Raw genomic sequence first — 15,985 nt, 5'->3', positions numbered from 1 at the left:
TGGCGTAAACGGTAACACATTTATGCACAGCTTTACGCAACAACATATTTACAGCATGGGTCATTCGGACGCACTCTGACGCTAAACGACCAGTATGACAGAGGAAAGTACCATGCAATCTGAAGAACAACGCCTTATCGATGGACTGTTTTCCCGCCTCAAAGAGGCCGGGACGCAGAGCGCAGCGCGCGATGCCAGCGCCGAGGAGCGGATTGCGCAACACCTGAAAGAGCAGCCTGCCGCCCCCTATTACATGGCGCAAACCATCCTGATTCAGGAAGCAGCGATTAAGCAGCTCAATGACCGTATCCAGGCGCTGGATAGCCAGGTGAGCCAGCTGCAGGCGGCCAAACCGAGCAGCGGCGGCTTCCTCGCCGGCCTGTTTGGCGGCAGCCAGAGCCGCGTAGCGGACCCGATTCCCGGTGCGGAACAGTATGGCCGCCCGCAGGCGCAATATGCCCCGCAGATGCCACAGCAAAACGTCGCCGCGCAGGCGGCACGTAGCGGCGGTGGCGGCTTTATGGCCGGGGCGCTGCAAACGGCAGCGGGTGTGGCCGGCGGCGTAGTGTTGGGTAACATGCTGACCAATATGTTCAGCGGCTCCCATCCGCAGGAGATCGTCAATATTATCGAAGAGAATCCGCAGCCCGATCTCAGCCAGACCCAGGACGCGGCCGATCCGTTCCGCCAGGAGGATAATCAGTTCCTCGCGGACAACAACACCTACGACGATGATTTCGACGCCGGTTTCGGCAACGACAACGATTTCAGCGGCGATGACGACAACTGGGTTTAACCCTGCTCGCGCTTCGTCTCTAACAACCACTTCTCCAGCGCGGCGGCAAATTGCTGGCGGTCGCGCTGCGATAAACTATCCGGGCCGCCGGTTTGCACGCCGCTGGCCCGCATGGTTTCCATAAAATCACGCATCGTCAGGCGCTCACGAATCGTCGCTTCACTATAGCGCTCACCGCGCGGATTCAGCGCCGCGCCCCCTTTGGCCAGCACTTCCGCCGCCAGCGGAATATCCGCAGTAATCACCAGGTCGCCCGGTTCACACAGCCGAACGATTTCGTTATCGGCCACATCAAATCCCTGCGGCACGCGCATCGTGCGGATCACCCGCGATGGCGGCACCCGTAGCGTCTGGTTAGCGACCAGCGTCATCGGGGTTTGTGTACGCTCCGCCGCGCGGAACAATATTTCTTTAATGACGTTCGGACACGCGTCCGCATCAACCCAAATAGCCATGTCGGCTCCTGTCGATGAAAAGTGAGTGATCATTGTCACCTGCTTTTGTCTCCCAGAAAAGCGCCAGAGTGATAAGCTAGATAGCTAACGATGAACTAAGCAAAAGAGGAACGGTGATGGAGAAGAAAATTGGCTTTATCGGCTGCGGGAATATGGGTAAAGCCATTCTGGGCGGTTTGATCGCAAGCGGGCAGGTACAGCCGGGGCAAATTTGGGTCTATACCCCATCGCCGGACAAAGTGGCGGCCCTGCACGATCAGTACGGCATCAATGCCGCTCAGAGTGCCCAGGAAGTGGCCCAGGTAGCAGATATTGTCTTCGGTGCGGTCAAGCCGGGGATCATGATTAAAGTGCTGAGCGAGGTCGCCTCAAGCCTCAATAAAGACTCGCTGATTATCTCTATTGCCGCCGGTGTGACGCTCGATCAACTGGCACGAGCGCTGGGTCACGACCGTAAGATCGTCCGCGCCATGCCTAACACGCCGTCGCTGGTCAACGCCGGGATGACCTCCGTCACCCCTAACGCGCTGGTCACCAGCGAAGAGATCGCTGAAGCGCTGACGATTTTCCGCTGCTTTGGTCAGGCAGAGATTATTGCCGAACCGATGATCCACCCGGTGGTGGGCGTCAGCGGCTCTGCGCCAGCCTACGTCTTTATGTTTATCGAAGCGATGGCGGATGCCGCTGTCCTCGGCGGTATGCCGCGCGCCCAGGCGTACAAATTCGCCGCTCAGGCGGTGATGGGCTCGGCCAAAATGGTGCTCGAAAGCGGAGAACATCCGGGGACGCTGAAAGATATGGTCTGCTCGCCTGGCGGTACCACCATCGAAGCGGTGCGGGTGCTGGAAGAGAAAGGTTTCCGTTCTGCGGTGATCGAAGCGATGGTCAAATGCATGGAAAAATCAGAAAAACTGAGCCGTTCCTGATCCCTGTCGCCATATCGGGTGAGGCCAGGCCTCACCCGTTTACGTACGGTTATTGCTGTCTCAGCCGCATCAGACCTGTTTTTTCAGGCAGGCGCTCATAAACTTATTACGATCGTCCCCTTTCAGAGACTGCTGGGTTGCCTGCGAGTTGCACTCGCCCATTTTTTGCTGCTGAGGCATCAACGCTTTACCGTCCTTCGCCGGCGCGTCTTTCTTCAGACACTGGCTCATAAACGTTTTACGCTCATCACCCTTCAACGCTTTCGATGAGGCCTCTTTATTACAGACCGTCATTTTTTGCTGCTGGGGCGTTTGCGTTTTTTCCGCGGCACTCACCGCTGTTACAAAGATCAAACCAAAAAGTAGGGTTACAAGAAATGTTATTTTCATTACACCATCCTTCTGTCAGTCAATCTCTGTAAGTCTGGTCGCTGATGACAAAAATACCAGCCGATAACGACAATTCGCTACCGGCATGGGGTTATTTCAGGCCCAGCGCGTCCTTCATGGTGTAGAACAGATCGGTCTGATCGGTTAAGCCCACCACGTTTGCCGCATGAGGACCATAGGCGGCAATGCGCAGCTGCGTGCCGGTATGTTCCATCGAGGCTTCTTCAGAGTTGCCGTAGCTCATGACCATCACCGCACCGTCTTTGGTGGTTAAGGCCTGGGTCAGGCCCGGTGCTTTGGTATCTGCCGGGATAATCTGGCTGGCATGGGCATGGTCAGCGGTGACGATGACCAGCGTATTGCCCTCTTTTTTGGCAAACTCCAGCGCTTTTTGTACCGCTTCGTCCAGGTCAACGGTTTCGCCGATCTGGCCGCACGGATTCGCCGCATGGTCCTGTTTGTCGATAGAGGCGCCTTCCACCTGCAGGAAGAATCCTTTCTCGTTAGTGCTCAGCAGATCGATCGCTTTTTCAGTCATCTGCGCCAGCGTCGGAACGGAGGCATCGCGTTTGTCGTTTGGCGTACAGGTCACCGCAGGCTTATCGATATTGCCGTGGAAGGAGGCTTTCGGCCCTTCCCAACGTACTGGCATGTTGCCATCCGAGAACAGGCCCAGCAGCGGTTTGTCCTGGTTTGCTTCACGCACGGCGGCCAGAGAGCTGGCGTCGGTGACCATCTGGTAGCCACGGGCGACGGCCTGGTCGTGCAGCGTTTTGCCCTGCCATTCGCCGGCGGTTGCCGTTTCTGCGAAGGTTTTGGCCCCGCCGCCTAAAGTGACATCGGCGCGGGCATTAAGCAGCTGTTCAGTGATTGAGCCTTTCCCGCCCTTCTCCAGCGCGTTGCTGGCGCATTTTTCACTGGTCACGCTCGGGCCGTAGCATTTCCGCGAGGTGACATGGGCGACCAGCGCGGCAGGTGTGGCGTCCTGCAATTCTGCGGTGGAGACGTTACCGGTCGCCAGGCCAGCGGCTTTGGCCATTTCGAGGATCGTCGGGTGATCTTTTTCATGGATATCAACCCCCAGCGCGCCATTGTAGCTTTTCACGCCGGTGGTCCAGGCGGTGGCGGATGCTGCAGAGTCAGTCACGTAATCCGGTTTGCCGGTTTTCTTGTCCAGCGAATAGTGGGTGTACTGGCCGGTTAACGGCAAAGCATCAATCCCTTTAAAGAAGCCGCCCGCACCTTCGGCATAGTTGCGCGCGGCGGTAATTTCTGAATCGCCCATACCGTCGCCAATCAGCAGAATAATATTTTTCGCCGGCCGGTTGATTAACGAGGCCTGCAGTGCGGCGGTCTGATCGCCGCTTAAACGACGAGCGCCGCCGGGCGTGGTGATATCACCCTGCGCGGCACGATTTTCCAGAACCGGGGCTGCAGTTGTTTCTGCATGAATAGCCGTGGTGCCCAGCAGAGGTAACAGGGCAATAAATAGGGCACTTAATTTCAATTTCACGTTGGTCTTCTCCATGTAAAAATACTCAAAAATCAAAACGAAGAAGACTTTATAAAAGTGATGTGACAGTAAAATGACGGCATCCGTGTCCGCTCAAAAGAACTAGCTACGCGGATGCCGCAACAGCTTTTTTATATATTGCTGCAACCGCTGAGCATCGCGATCGTCCACCAGCGGGCCGGGGCTGGCCTGGGCGATAGCGTCCTCAATATCATTAATTAATGCCTGCTGCTTGTCCTGTGCCATATGGCGCAGTAACGCCGTCACGACAACTTCAAGCGCCTCAACCTGCACCGTCAGTTCCTTTGCCTCTTCTTCCTTTTGAGCCAGATTCACCAGTAGTTCGGCAATGAGATTCTTCACAGCACGGTATCCTTATGCGAGTTCCATTATTCGCTAGTTATGTCATACATCCGCCGGTGGATACCAGTATTATTTTTTAAAAATGATTCCTCATCCCACACAATAATAAGCGAAACGTTTTGCTCTTTCGGTGAAGCACCAGGAATAAACGCAATACCCGAGAAATACGTTTCATAAAAAAAATTCAATAGATAATAATAAAAAAATATATTGCGATTTCATTGGTAATTATAACGTATCGCCATAATAAATCTGGTAAGCCATATTCACGCTAGCTGCCGCGTCTTTACCGGCAAGCCGGGCAAGGAGTATTTCACTCGCCGTTTTACCAATGTCATAACGCGGAGTAATGACGCTGGCAATTTTTTGCAGGCGCGCTCGACCAATTTCCAGTCCGTGGAAACCGGCAATCGCTATCTTCTCAGGGACGGCAATGCCCTGCGCCTGGCACTCCAGCAGCACGCCGACCGCCAGATCGTCATTGGTACAAAAAATAGCGTCAATATCCGGGTGCGAGCGCTGCATTTGCAGGAACATCTGGCGCCCCAGCGCCACCGACGAGATGCTGCGCGGTGTGATGTGATATGCCTTCAGACCATAGGCCGCCACGGCGCGTTCGGTGCCGCGAAAACGGCTCACATCACGAGGGTCGTCCATCGAACCAAAAAAGGCGATTTGTCGTTTACCGCTGTCGAGGAACGCGTTGGTCATATCCCAGCCGGCCTTCTCGTTATCGAACCCGACCTGAATATCGAGGGGCTGCCCGCCGATATCCATCAGCTCCGCCACCGGGATCCCGCTGGCGCGGACATACTGAATCATGCGATCGCTGTGCTGCGTACCGGTCAGAATCAGCCCGTCAATGTTGTAAGAGAGCAAATTGAGCACTTCGCGCTCTTCGCGCTGCGGGTCATAACCGTAGTTGGCAATCAGGGTCTGATACTGGTGGGCGGACGTGACGGATTCAATCCCGGCGAGGACATCGGCGAAAATCTGATTACGGAAGGACGGGATCAGCACGCCTATCGTTTTACTGCGCGCATTGAGTAAAATTTCCGGCGCCCGGTTAGGGATATAGTTGTGCTCTTCCATGATCTTCGCAATCAGCTCGCGGCTGCGCTGCGACACCTGGCCCGGGTCACGTAAATAACGGCTGACCGTCATTTTATTCAGTCCGGCCAGGTTGGCGATATCCTGCAATGTCATCCGGTTGTTTTTCATCGGGTTCTCTGCGACAAACGACTCATATGCTCGCAGAGAACCTTACCACAGGCGCTTCGTGTCTGTTAACCCGCAAGCTTATTTGTGGTCATTAACGCCGGTGTGCGATCGTCATTGGCCCGCACGTTGTACATCAGCACCACCGAGGCCAGCAGCGCGATAGCCATAAAGGTATATGACGCACCGGGCCCGCCCATCACGCCATTCAGGTAGCCCACAAGCCAGGCCCCCAGGAAAGCGCCCAGCGCGCCGAAGCTGTTGATAAGCCCCATCGACACCCCGGAGACGTTGCGTGGCAGCAGCTCGGGGATAAGCGCGAAGAACGGTCCGTATGGGGCATACATACAGGCGGCGGCGATCACCAACAAGGCGTAGGAGAACCAGAATGCGTGGTCGCCGATAAGCCAGGAGCCGAAGAAGGCCAACGCGGCAATCAGCAACAGCGGCCAGATAAACAGTTTACGGTTCTGGAACTTATCTGATAGCCAGGAAACCGTCAGCATCAGGCAAATAGCCGCCAGGTACGGCACCGCGGCCAGCCAGCCTACCGCGACGATATCCATTTGCGCGGCATTTTTCAGAATTGACGGCATCCACATCATGAAGCCGTACACCCCGATGCTCCACAGGGCATGGACGGCGCACAGCATGATCACATTACGTGAACGCAGCGCTTCGCCATAATTACGTACCGGCTTGATCGCGCTCTGCTCGCGGTCCATCGCTTCCTGCAGCACCTGCTTCTCCTCGGCATTCAGCCAGGAGACTTCCTCGGGCTTATCCCTGACCAGGATCCACCAGCACACGGCCCACAGCACCGCCGGAATGCCCTCAATAATAAACATTTCACGCCAGCCCCAGGCCTGAATCAGGTAGCCGGAGACGATGGACATCCACAGTACCGTCACCGGGTTGCCGAGAATCAGGAAGGTATTGGCCCGTGAGCGCTCGGTTTTGGTAAACCAGTTGCTGATATAAATCAGCATCGCCGGCATAACCGCCGCTTCCACTACCCCGAGAATAAAGCGAATGGCCATTAACATCGGAATATTGCTGACGAAACCGGTAGCCGCCGCGCAGCAGCCCCATAATATCAGACTGACAAATATCATTTTCCGCACGCTGCGTTTTACGGCATATATCGCACCGGGCACCTGAAAAAAGAAATAGCCCAGGAAAAATAATGCACCAATCAGCGATGCAGTACCTTTGGTAATACCTAAATCATTTTCGATACCTGCCGCGGCGGCAAAACCATAATTCGCACGGTCGAGATAGGCCAGACTATAGGTAATAAATATAATCGGCATTAAATACCACCAGCGGCGCGCTGGTAATTTGGCGAGCATTTGCATATGCCATCCTCAGATTAACGATATAATCAAACGGGTTTAATTATTTTATGTTTCACCGTATATCGGGAAGCCAGGACCGGACAGCCCGATATACGACAACGCGGTTACACGGCGGCGAGCATCCCGCCATCAACAAACAGCAGATGGCCATTAACAAAATTTGCCGCCGGGGAGGCCAGATACACCGCAGCGCCAATTAACTCTTCCGGTTTCCCCCAGCGGGCCGCCGGGGTTCGTTGATATAACCAGGCAGAAAATTCCGGGTCATTCACTAATGCGCTGGTCATTTCCGTCGCAAAATAGCCAGGGGCAATGCCATTAACCTGAATATTATGTTCCGCCAGCTCCACGCACATGCCCCGGGTGAGCATTTTGACCGCCCCTTTCGATGCGGCATACGGCGTAATGGTCTTACGCCCTAATTCACTCTGCATGGAGCAAATATTAATAATTTTACCGGACCGGCGCGCCATCATATATTTTGCCACCTGCTGCGAGACCAGAAATACGCCTTTCTGGTTGACCTCAATCACCTGATCCCACTCCTCTTCCGGAAATTCACTAAACGGATGACGGCGTTGGATCCCGGCGTTATTGATCAAAATATCAATCGGCCCGATCTCTGCTTCGATGTGAGTGATGGCTCGTTCGACCTCGGCGCGGCGGGTGACATCAAAGGCCACTCCCGTTGCACGGTATCCGAGAGCGGCCAGCGCTTCAGTCGCGCAATCCGCTTTCTCCTGTGTACGGTCATTGATAATGACCTCCGCCCCGTACTCGGCCAACCCTCTGGCCAACAGGTTACCAATGCCCCTGGCGGAACCGGTGATCAGGGCGCGCTTGCCGGATAAATCGAATAGATTTTTCATAGAAATGTCTTTTTCTGTAACTGTTATGCGTAACTGTATACGCGTAACAGTAGAAAATTAAAGCATGGCGGAAGGGAAAATGATCAATTTGTGATCAGCGCAGCATTTGCGGGAGGGAGGGGTCTCGCCACGGCATTTGCGCTCCAGCACAAACGCCGTGGGAAACAGTATTATGCGGCGGTACGGCGGCTGCGGCGCAGCATCACGGCCAGCTGCCAGAGGTTAATCAGCACGATAATGGCGGTGGCAATAAACACCCAGCGGAAACCGGCCATCGCCGAGACCGAGGCGCCAATCAGCGGGCCGACGACGTTACCGAGGTACATAAACGACTGGTTATAGCCGAAGATGCGCCCGGTGACGTTATCGCTGCAGTATTTCAGCAGCAGGGTCTGTACCGCAGGCAGCATCGCGCCATCGGCAAAGCCCAGTAAAAAGCGCAAAACGCCTAACTGCAGCGGCGTGGTGACAAACGACATGGCGAAGAACATCACCACCGCGCAGGCCAGCGTCGCCAGTAAAATCCGGGACGTACCGATTCGATCGCCAAGTTTGCCCAGACGCGGCGCCGATATCAGCGCGGATACCCCCGGCACTGCGGCAATCATCCCGGCAAGAAAGGCGATATTGTTGCTGTCCGGCGCCATCGATTTGATAAACAGCGCCAGAATAGGCCCGATGGAGCCATTGCAGAGCTGGATCACCAGGGTAGTGAAGAACAGACTAATGACCAGCCCAGGGTACGGCAGCGAGGCAAATACTTCCCGGCCGCTTAAGCGGTCGGCCTTGCTGGTTTGCGGGCGAACCCCTTCTTTAATCAGGAATAAGGTGACGAGGAAGCTCACCGTCAGCAGGATCGCGGTGATGAAAAATACCGCCCGCAGGCCAACGTGGTCGGCCAGAAAACCGCCGAGCAACGGCCCGCCGATCACGCCGCTGATTTGCGCAGTAGAGAGCGTACTGAGCGCCCAGCCGCTACGCTCGCGCGGTACCTGAGAAGCTACCAGCGCCATGGCATTTGGGATATAGCCGGAGGTCAGCCCCATTATCGCGCGCAGAATAAACAGCTGCCAGACGTTGGTCGCGAAGGCCTGGAGCAGAATCGCAATCGCCATGCCGAGGGAGGCGCGCAGCAGCATCAGCTTGCGCCCTTTGCGATCCGCCAGACTGCCCCACATGGGGGAGACAATCGCCGACACGAGGAAGGTGACGCTGAACGTCAGCCCCGACCACATCGACAGCGCCTCGTGCGAAGTCACGCCGAGCTGAGAAACATAGAGCGGCAAAAAGGGGAGAATTTGACTGATCGCCAGACCGGTAAAGAAACAACCGAACCAGACGGAGATGAGATTGACCTTCCAGGATTCCATAACTACACGTATTCATTAATTTTTTGCGAATTATTATCTAGCTTAGCAATTTCCTGAGAACGACGTATTACCAGAGATGCGCTGATGAAGAGTTTAGTGCTTTATCGTCCAATACGTTATTTCGTCGGTAAAAATAAGCACCAACCGGTCAACCCTCAGCGTGTTGTGCTGATGCCACCCCACCAACCGGGTCGGGAGCAGATTCAGCGCGCAGCTTTTAACCCCCTGCTTTCAGAGAGGAAGATTCTGGCAGCCATGCCGTCATTTCACATGCTATGTTATGTGCTTTGATGTTATCTGGATGGAAGTTGAAATGGCTAAGATGAGGGTTGGGATCGTTTTTGGCGGTAAGTCGGCAGAGCATGAAGTGTCGCTGCAGTCAGCGAAGAATATCGTGGAAGCGATTGATAAAACGCGCTTTGACGTGGTTCTGCTCGGCATTGATAAGCAGGGACTCTGGCATATCAATGACGCCGGTAACTACCTGTTAAACCCGCAGGATCCTGCCCGTATCGCGCTACGTCCTTCAGACGTCACGCTGGCGCAAATCCCTGGCCGTGAGGCGCAGCAACTGATCAATGCCGACAGCGGGCAGCCGCTGGCCGCTATCGACGTTATTTTCCCTATCGTTCACGGCACCCTCGGAGAAGACGGCTCGCTGCAGGGCATGCTGCGCATGGCCAATCTGCCGTTCGTCGGTTCCGATGTGCTCGGCTCCGCGGCCTGTATGGACAAAGACGTGACCAAGCGTCTGCTGCGCGACGCCGGGCTGTCGATTGCCCCGTTCATCACCTTAACCCGCGCCAACCGCCAGCAGTTCAGCTTCGCGCAAGTGCAGGAAAAACTGGGCCTGCCGCTGTTTGTCAAACCGGCGAACCAGGGTTCATCGGTTGGTGTCAGCAAGGTGAACACCGAAGCGCAATATCAGCAGGCGGTAGATTTGGCCTTTGAATTCGACCATAAAGTGGTGGTTGAACAAGGAATTAAAGGGCGTGAAATTGAGTGTGCGGTGCTGGGCAACGACTACCCGCAGGCCAGTACCTGCGGCGAAATCGTCCTCAACAGCGAGTTCTACGCCTACGACACCAAGTACATTGACGACCAGGGGGCCAAAGTGGTGGTTCCTGCAGCGATCTCCGGCGAGATCAACGATAAGATCCGTGAAATTGCCGTGCGTGCCTATCAGACGTTGGGCTGCAGCGGCATGGCGCGCGTCGACGTCTTCCTGACCCCGGACGATGAAGTCATCATCAACGAAATCAACACCCTGCCAGGGTTTACCAATATCAGCATGTATCCGAAGCTGTGGCAGGCTAGCGGGCTGGACTACACCAGCCTGATCAGCCGCCTGATTGAACTGGCGCTGGAGCGCCATGCGGCAGACCGCGCGCTGAAAACATCGATGAACTAATGTGCTTCCCGGGTAGCGGCGCGTGTCGCCCTACCCGGCCTGTCCTGACCCTGGGTCAGGCCTCTTCGGTCTGGCGACGACGAATAATCTTCCCCGCGATCCAGAAGCTAATCACCCAGGTCACCAGCCCGACGGCATAGGATTGCCAGCCTTGCGTCTCAAACCCCACCAGCCCTACCACGCCGTTCAGAATAAAAATTAACCCCAGCGCAAACGCATAGTAATGCCAGTCACGGCGGATTTTTTCAGTGAGTTTCATAACCACTCCGACAACAAAAAACGCATCTTCGCACAGCCGGAATCCGCGGTCTGTAGCGGCGCGGAGAATTATCAAACATTGGGATACCGCTCTACTTTTCGCCGCCCGGTCTTCGCGGGCGGCGGGCAAAAAAACAGGATTATTCCTGGCCGGAAATTAGCAGCAATCTGATACTGCCTCTGCGCGCCCGCTGCCAGAATCATCGACATGCCGTTATGTAAAGCCAGTAGGTCAGTGAGGTTCGGAGGGTTAAATGGCTGAATTCGCCTTTTCAAAATCTATTTTTAGCGGCAAAAAAAGAGGTGCCATCACCAGCAGCAATATCGCCTACACCCTGTTTGTCCTGTTCTGCTTCTGGGCTGGCGCGCAAATGCTAAGCATGCTGGTGCACGCTCCTGGTGTTTTCGAGCACCTGATGCAAATCCAGGATAACAACGCGCCGCGCATCCAGATTGGCCTGGCGGTGGGGACATTGTTTGGTCTGATCCCGTTCCTGCTCGGCTGTATGCTGATTGGGGTTTTGGGGCTTATCCTGCGCTGGAGCAACAACCGCTAGCGGCGCGCCATACAGTTGGCGCGTCGTTCATCTACCCGTTTGGCAAACCAGGCCGTCGTCAGATTGCGCGTAATTTTCGGGCTCTCAAGCTGGATCCCCGGCAGTATCTCGCGCGGCAGCGCCTTGCCAGCTTTCTTATCCGCCAGACGGAAAACCTGCTGATAGAGATCGGTTTTTTCAAACGCCAGGCTGTCGCCCTTTTTCAACTGACGGTGGATATCGTCATCGCTCATCTTCAGCGACCCGGCTAAGCGGCGTACCGCCAGCTCCGTCGTCCCTGCCTCATCACTATCATAACGAATCAGATCGCCGTCCAGCGCCAGCTTCACGCCGGTCGCCTTACTGACCGCATTCTGGAACGCGGCATTCCGACTGGCGTACCAGCCGGCGTTGAAATCGGCAAAGCGGTATAGCGGTACGCTGTAGTTCGCCGGGTAGTTGAGCAGATGATAGGTCCCGAACCACAGGCCACCGCGCAAGCTGAACACCTCCTGACGCACGGTGCCGTCGATTTTCCACGGATAACCATCGGCATGCTCCTGGGCGAAGGCAATGCTCACCTGCATCGGGCCGCCGGTGTGTACCGGGTTGAGTGAGCCAAACAGTTTCTGTCCCATCGGCACCATGCCGATAAAATCGTCAAACACGGCGCTCAGCTGCTTTTCCGTTTTTACGCTGTCCAGCCACTCGCTGTAGCTCTTGCCGTTGGGCGAAGGAATTTTCAGGGCGGTATGCACAAGGAACACCGGGATGTGCAGTTTCTCAGCCCGGCGGTCGATCTCCTGCCAGGCGATTTTATTGAGTCCTGGCACTACCGGATCCGATTGATAGTTGGATTCCTGCTGGGCGACAGCCAGCACCGAGCAGACATTCTCCTCCGTCGGTGCCAGCTTCTGGCTCTCAAAGGCTTTGGCTATCGCCTGGGCCCACTGCTCCCTGTCTTTGACGCTGGCGGGCATTTTCTGCCGCACCACCGTCGCCACATCAACGGGCTTTTCGCCCTCTTTGAGTACCGGCGCCTGCTGGCTGGTACAGGCGCTGAGGATCCCCCCGGCTAACAGCGTCAGCGCGCATGAAACACGACGTGGTACCACGGTGGTCCTGTACTTTCCTTGTCTACGCATCATCCTTCAGTCTGCCTCTGTTATGGGGGTTTCGGGGTTAACTCAACGTCTGGGTCACTGGTTGCAGATCTTTACCGTCGAGTTCGCGTTCAAAGCTGCGCAGACGTTTGTAGATGGACATCAGTTCCACCAGCGTGGTCCACGAGCTAATCAGATACTGGAACGAACCACGTACCTGACCGAAAACGTTGGTGATCTGCGTCATCAGACCCAGCGTAATGGTACCGGCAACAATCGACGGAAACAGCAGGAACAAACCGAAAACGTTATCCACCTGCAGATACAGAATCCGCGCGATGTTGAAGTACATGTAGTGGAAATAGAGGCGGAAATAGTTGCGACGCACGGCGCTAAACAGCTCCCGCACCGTCGGCGGCGTGGCACGCGCGGCATCATCTTCCCCGTACACCAGCTCTTTACGGTACGCCGCTTCGACGCGCTGGTTTTTAAATTCCAGCCCCGGCAGCTTGATCCCGACTACCGCCAGCAAACCGGTCCCCATCAGGGACCAGACGATCGCCGCAATCACCAGGCCATAGGGCAGATGGCCGACAATCGGCAGATCCGGCACGTGCTCGGACAGGGTTACCAGCACCGGCAGGAAGGCAATCAGGGTCATGACGGCGTTGATAAAGCTGACGCCCATATCTTCAAGGGTGGAGGCAAAGCGCATGGTATCTTCCTGCACACGCTGGGCGGCACCTTCGATATGACGCAGATGGTGCCAGTGCGCCATATAGTGTTCGTTCATCGCCGTACGCCAGCGGAAGACATAGTGGCTGACGAAGAAGTTGTTCATTACCCCAATAATTACCGCAATGATGGCAATCCCGAGGAACACGCCAATTTCCTGATAAAACTGGTTAATGCTGACCTTATGCGGCGTCGCCAGCGCGGTCTGGATAAGATCGTAGAACGGCGCGTACCAGGCGTTAATCGCCACCCCGACTTCCACCAGGAACCAGGTGACAAAAATAATCAGCGAGGTCCCGAGAATCGACCAGTATTGCCAGCGATGCGGGCTATAAATAAACCAGAACAGGGCAAAAATACCCACGCAGAGAGCATAGTAAGCGTAGAAGACCAGATAGTTCAGCGACCAGAAACGCGCGGCACTGATGGCAACGTTCTGCGAGGCTCCGGTTATACGCAGCAGCCAGTCACCTCCTCCAGCCTGCCAGAAGATCACGGCAATCAGCGACCAGACAAGAACTGAGAGAAAAAACGGCCCCGGTTTGGGGAAAAAAGATTTAAACATCATGTACTCCTGCTAACTGCTTTATCATTCTGGCTATGCTGTGTACCACGAGTATGCCTGCTGCATAGCGGCGGCAGCCGTGGAAAGTGGTTGGGTGATGAGACCGAAAATCAGCGGCTTAGTTCGTCCGCCATTCAGTCAGAATTGTTTCTACGGGTTTCACATGTAAAGGATTGCCGGGTACGGTTAAGGTACGCCAGACATCGTTGTAGTGGTCGATGAGCATTTTAGCCGGCGCAGCGGGACGATTGGCGGTGGTGTGCGCATCTTCGGCAACGGTGATGGCATAGCCGCGACTGGCACCGTTTTTGATGGTGGTATCGACGCAATAATCGGTCGCGCAGCCGCAAATCACGAACTGCTGGATCCCCTGCTCGCGCAAGACCTGTTCAAGCTGGGTGTTATAGAAGGCATCGCAGGCTGTTTTGGTGACATGAATGGAGTCTGCCGGGTGTTCCAGCTCCGCCAGCAGCGCAAAGCCGTCACTGCCCTCCTCCAGTCCGCCGTCCTCAGCATGCTGAATGAAAATAACGCGATCCGCGGCGCGTATCAGATGATTAATCTGGGCGACGCAACGCTCACGCTCAATGCGCGGCATCGCAAAAACACCATTTTGCATATCGACTACCATTACCACCCGTTGAGCCGCCATTTTTCTCTCTCATGACCTGATAAATCAAAGACTCATCATACGCGTCCGCCGGGCAATGCGAATATCCGAAATCATAAAAAAATCCTTTTTACCCACGGTTACGTTTTTCCGCGAAATATTGTCGTTATTGCACATCGCTGCGCCTCACTTCGTAGTATAAATACGTTCTATATTTCTACTCATCATTATGGATACCACCGTTGAAACGTAGTCTGCTTGTTTTTGCTGCACTTTGCGCGGCGTCGTGGACCTCGGTCCAGGCAGCTCAACCGATCGTTGACCCTGAATTTGCTGCCGATGTTGTCGATCGTTACGCCAACCATATCTATTACGGCAGCGGTGCCACCGGTATGGCGCTGGTGGTTATCGACGGTAATCAGCGTGTTTTCCGCAGTTTTGGCGAAACACGCCCGGGCAACAATGAGCACCCGCAGCTGGATTCGGTGATCCGCATTGCGTCGCTAAGTAAACTGATGACCAGCGAGATGCTGGTGAAAATGCTCGATCAGGGCGTCGTGAAGCTTAACGATCCGCTCAGCAAGTATGCGCCACCGGGTGCCCGGGTTCCGACCTATCAGGGAACCCCGATTACGCTGGTGAACCTGGCAACCCATACCAGCGCCCTACCGCGTGAGCAGCCGGGCGGCGCGGCACATCGTCCGGTCTTCGTCTGGCCAACCCGCGATCAACGCTGGTCATGGCTGTCAACAGCATCGCTGAAAGCGGCACCTGGCACCCAGGCAGCTTACTCGAATCTCGCGTTTGATCTGCTGGCCGACGCCCTTGCTACCGCGTCTGGTAAACCCTATCCGCAGCTGTTTGAAGAGCAGATCACCCGCCCGCTGGGTATGAAAGACACCACCTTTACGCCGTCACCGGACCAGTGCGGCCGCCTGATGGTTGCCGAGAAAGGCGCCAGCCCGTGTAACAATACCCTGGCGGCGATCGGCAGCGGCGGCGTGTACTCAACGCCGGGCGATATGATGCGCTGGATGCAGCAGTTCTTGTCTTCTGATTTTTATACCCGCGGGCGCCAGGCCGACCGTATGCAAACGTTGATTTATCAACGCAGTCAGCTCACCCGCGTTATCGGGATGGACGTGCCGGGCAAAGCCGATGCGCTGGGCCTCGGTTGGGTTTATATGAAACCTAAAAATGGTCAGCCGGGCATTATTCAGAAAACCGGCGGCGGAGGCGGGTTTATTACCTATATGGCGATGAATCCACAGGCAAACATCGGTGCGTTTGTGGTGGTTACCCGTTCATCGTTGACCCGCTTTAGCAATATGAGCAACGGCATCAACGATCTGGTCAGCGAGTTGAGCGGCGGACAGCCGGCTCCGGTACCGGAATCCTGAGAATCATCACTGAATAGAGCGCCAAAGGAATGCGGGTAAAATGCTTCCTTTGGCGAAACATCCCACCGAAATTTCAGTTAGACTAGTTGTTTTCATTTCACAAAATCAG

The 15,985-nt window shown here is 55.4% G+C and carries 17 protein-coding genes; 5 read left to right on the top strand and 12 right to left on the bottom strand.

What is annotated here, in order from left to right; all coding sequences use genetic code 11:
* Window positions 1-112 precede the first annotated feature (112 nt).
* Window positions 113-796 (top strand): DUF2076 domain-containing protein, encoded by a 684-nt coding sequence (locus EDF82_RS11240; protein WP_123755647.1) that lies wholly within the window; start codon window positions 113-115, stop codon window positions 794-796.
* Here the strand turns inward: EDF82_RS11240 and EDF82_RS11235 are convergent.
* Window positions 793-1,251, bottom strand: a complete 459-nt coding sequence (locus EDF82_RS11235) for a YaiI/YqxD family protein (RefSeq protein WP_123755646.1) — start codon at window positions 1,249-1,251, stop codon at window positions 793-795. The two genes, EDF82_RS11240 and EDF82_RS11235, sit on opposite strands and share 4 nt — an antisense overlap.
* Before the next feature lie 116 nt (window positions 1,252-1,367).
* On the opposite strand from EDF82_RS11235, the gene proC reads away from it, so the two are divergent.
* Window positions 1,368-2,177: a pyrroline-5-carboxylate reductase gene (gene proC / locus EDF82_RS11230; protein ID WP_123755645.1), complete on the top strand. Its 810-nt coding sequence runs from the start codon at window positions 1,368-1,370 to the stop codon at window positions 2,175-2,177.
* A gap of 69 nt (window positions 2,178-2,246) precedes the next feature.
* Here the strand turns inward: proC and psiF are convergent, their stop codons facing one another.
* The 7 genes from psiF to EDF82_RS11195 all read right to left on the bottom strand — a co-directional run bounded on the left by psiF (window position 2,247) and on the right by EDF82_RS11195 (window position 9,258).
* The gene (psiF, locus tag EDF82_RS11225; protein WP_123755644.1) at window positions 2,247-2,567 is read right to left on the bottom strand and encodes a phosphate starvation-inducible protein PsiF; all 321 of its coding nucleotides are present in this window, start codon (window positions 2,565-2,567) and stop codon (window positions 2,247-2,249) included.
* 91 nt (window positions 2,568-2,658) lie between these two features.
* Window positions 2,659-4,095: an alkaline phosphatase gene (gene phoA / locus EDF82_RS11220; protein ID WP_187042119.1), complete on the bottom strand. Its 1,437-nt coding sequence runs from the start codon at window positions 4,093-4,095 to the stop codon at window positions 2,659-2,661.
* Window positions 4,096-4,182: 87 nt separating this feature from the next.
* Window positions 4,183-4,443, bottom strand: coding sequence for an anti-adapter protein IraP (gene iraP, locus EDF82_RS11215; protein ID WP_123755643.1), 261 nt, complete (start codon window positions 4,441-4,443; stop codon window positions 4,183-4,185).
* Window positions 4,444-4,671: 228 nt separating this feature from the next.
* Window positions 4,672-5,664, bottom strand: coding sequence for a LacI family DNA-binding transcriptional regulator (locus tag EDF82_RS11210; protein ID WP_123755642.1), 993 nt, complete (start codon window positions 5,662-5,664; stop codon window positions 4,672-4,674).
* 65 nt (window positions 5,665-5,729) lie between these two features.
* Window positions 5,730-7,019: an MFS transporter gene (locus tag EDF82_RS11205; protein WP_123755641.1), complete on the bottom strand. Its 1,290-nt coding sequence runs from the start codon at window positions 7,017-7,019 to the stop codon at window positions 5,730-5,732.
* 104 nt (window positions 7,020-7,123) lie between these two features.
* Window positions 7,124-7,888: a gluconate 5-dehydrogenase gene (gene idnO / locus EDF82_RS11200; protein ID WP_123755640.1), complete on the bottom strand. Its 765-nt coding sequence runs from the start codon at window positions 7,886-7,888 to the stop codon at window positions 7,124-7,126.
* A 170-nt stretch (window positions 7,889-8,058) separates the two neighbouring features.
* Window positions 8,059-9,258: a multidrug efflux MFS transporter gene (locus tag EDF82_RS11195; RefSeq protein ID WP_123755639.1), complete on the bottom strand. Its 1,200-nt coding sequence runs from the start codon at window positions 9,256-9,258 to the stop codon at window positions 8,059-8,061.
* Between the two features lie 313 nt (window positions 9,259-9,571).
* On the opposite strand from EDF82_RS11195, the gene ddlA reads away from it, so the two are divergent.
* A complete protein-coding gene (ddlA, locus tag EDF82_RS11190) occupies window positions 9,572-10,669 on the top strand; it encodes a D-alanine--D-alanine ligase (RefSeq protein WP_123756213.1) in 1,098 nt (365 codons plus the stop codon).
* A gap of 55 nt (window positions 10,670-10,724) precedes the next feature.
* Here the strand turns inward: ddlA and EDF82_RS11185 are convergent, their stop codons facing one another.
* Window positions 10,725-10,928 (bottom strand): DUF2754 family protein, encoded by a 204-nt coding sequence (locus EDF82_RS11185; protein WP_123755638.1) that lies wholly within the window; start codon window positions 10,926-10,928, stop codon window positions 10,725-10,727.
* A 253-nt stretch (window positions 10,929-11,181) separates the two neighbouring features.
* Here EDF82_RS11185 and EDF82_RS11180 point away from each other — a divergent pair, with 253 nt between their 5' ends.
* Window positions 11,182-11,484: a DUF2755 family protein gene (locus EDF82_RS11180; RefSeq protein ID WP_123755637.1), complete on the top strand. Its 303-nt coding sequence runs from the start codon at window positions 11,182-11,184 to the stop codon at window positions 11,482-11,484.
* Here the strand turns inward: EDF82_RS11180 and EDF82_RS11175 are convergent.
* The 3 genes from EDF82_RS11175 to EDF82_RS11165 form a co-directional block, all read right to left on the bottom strand.
* Window positions 11,481-12,608 carry a DUF1615 domain-containing protein gene (locus EDF82_RS11175; protein WP_123755636.1) on the bottom strand — a complete coding sequence of 376 codons (1,128 nt, stop codon included), beginning with the start codon at window positions 12,606-12,608 and terminating at the stop codon, window positions 11,481-11,483. The two genes, EDF82_RS11180 and EDF82_RS11175, sit on opposite strands and share 4 nt — an antisense overlap.
* Window positions 12,609-12,645: 37 nt before the next feature.
* Window positions 12,646-13,866 carry a peptide antibiotic transporter SbmA gene (gene sbmA / locus EDF82_RS11170; protein ID WP_123755635.1) on the bottom strand — a complete coding sequence of 407 codons (1,221 nt, stop codon included), beginning with the start codon at window positions 13,864-13,866 and terminating at the stop codon, window positions 12,646-12,648.
* A gap of 118 nt (window positions 13,867-13,984) precedes the next feature.
* A complete protein-coding gene (locus EDF82_RS11165) occupies window positions 13,985-14,518 on the bottom strand; it encodes a cysteine hydrolase family protein (protein WP_123755634.1) in 534 nt (177 codons plus the stop codon).
* Between the two features lie 200 nt (window positions 14,519-14,718).
* Between EDF82_RS11165 and ampH the strand changes: the two genes are divergently transcribed.
* Window positions 14,719-15,876 (top strand): D-alanyl-D-alanine-carboxypeptidase/endopeptidase AmpH, encoded by a 1,158-nt coding sequence (gene ampH / locus EDF82_RS11160; RefSeq protein ID WP_123755633.1) that lies wholly within the window; start codon window positions 14,719-14,721, stop codon window positions 15,874-15,876.
* Window positions 15,877-15,985 lie beyond the last annotated feature (109 nt).

This window comes from Klebsiella sp. BIGb0399 (genome assembly GCF_003752615.1).
In the GTDB taxonomy this organism is placed as follows: domain Bacteria; phylum Pseudomonadota; class Gammaproteobacteria; order Enterobacterales; family Enterobacteriaceae; genus Klebsiella; species Klebsiella lignicola.
This window is presented reverse-complemented; position numbering and strand designations above follow the sequence as displayed.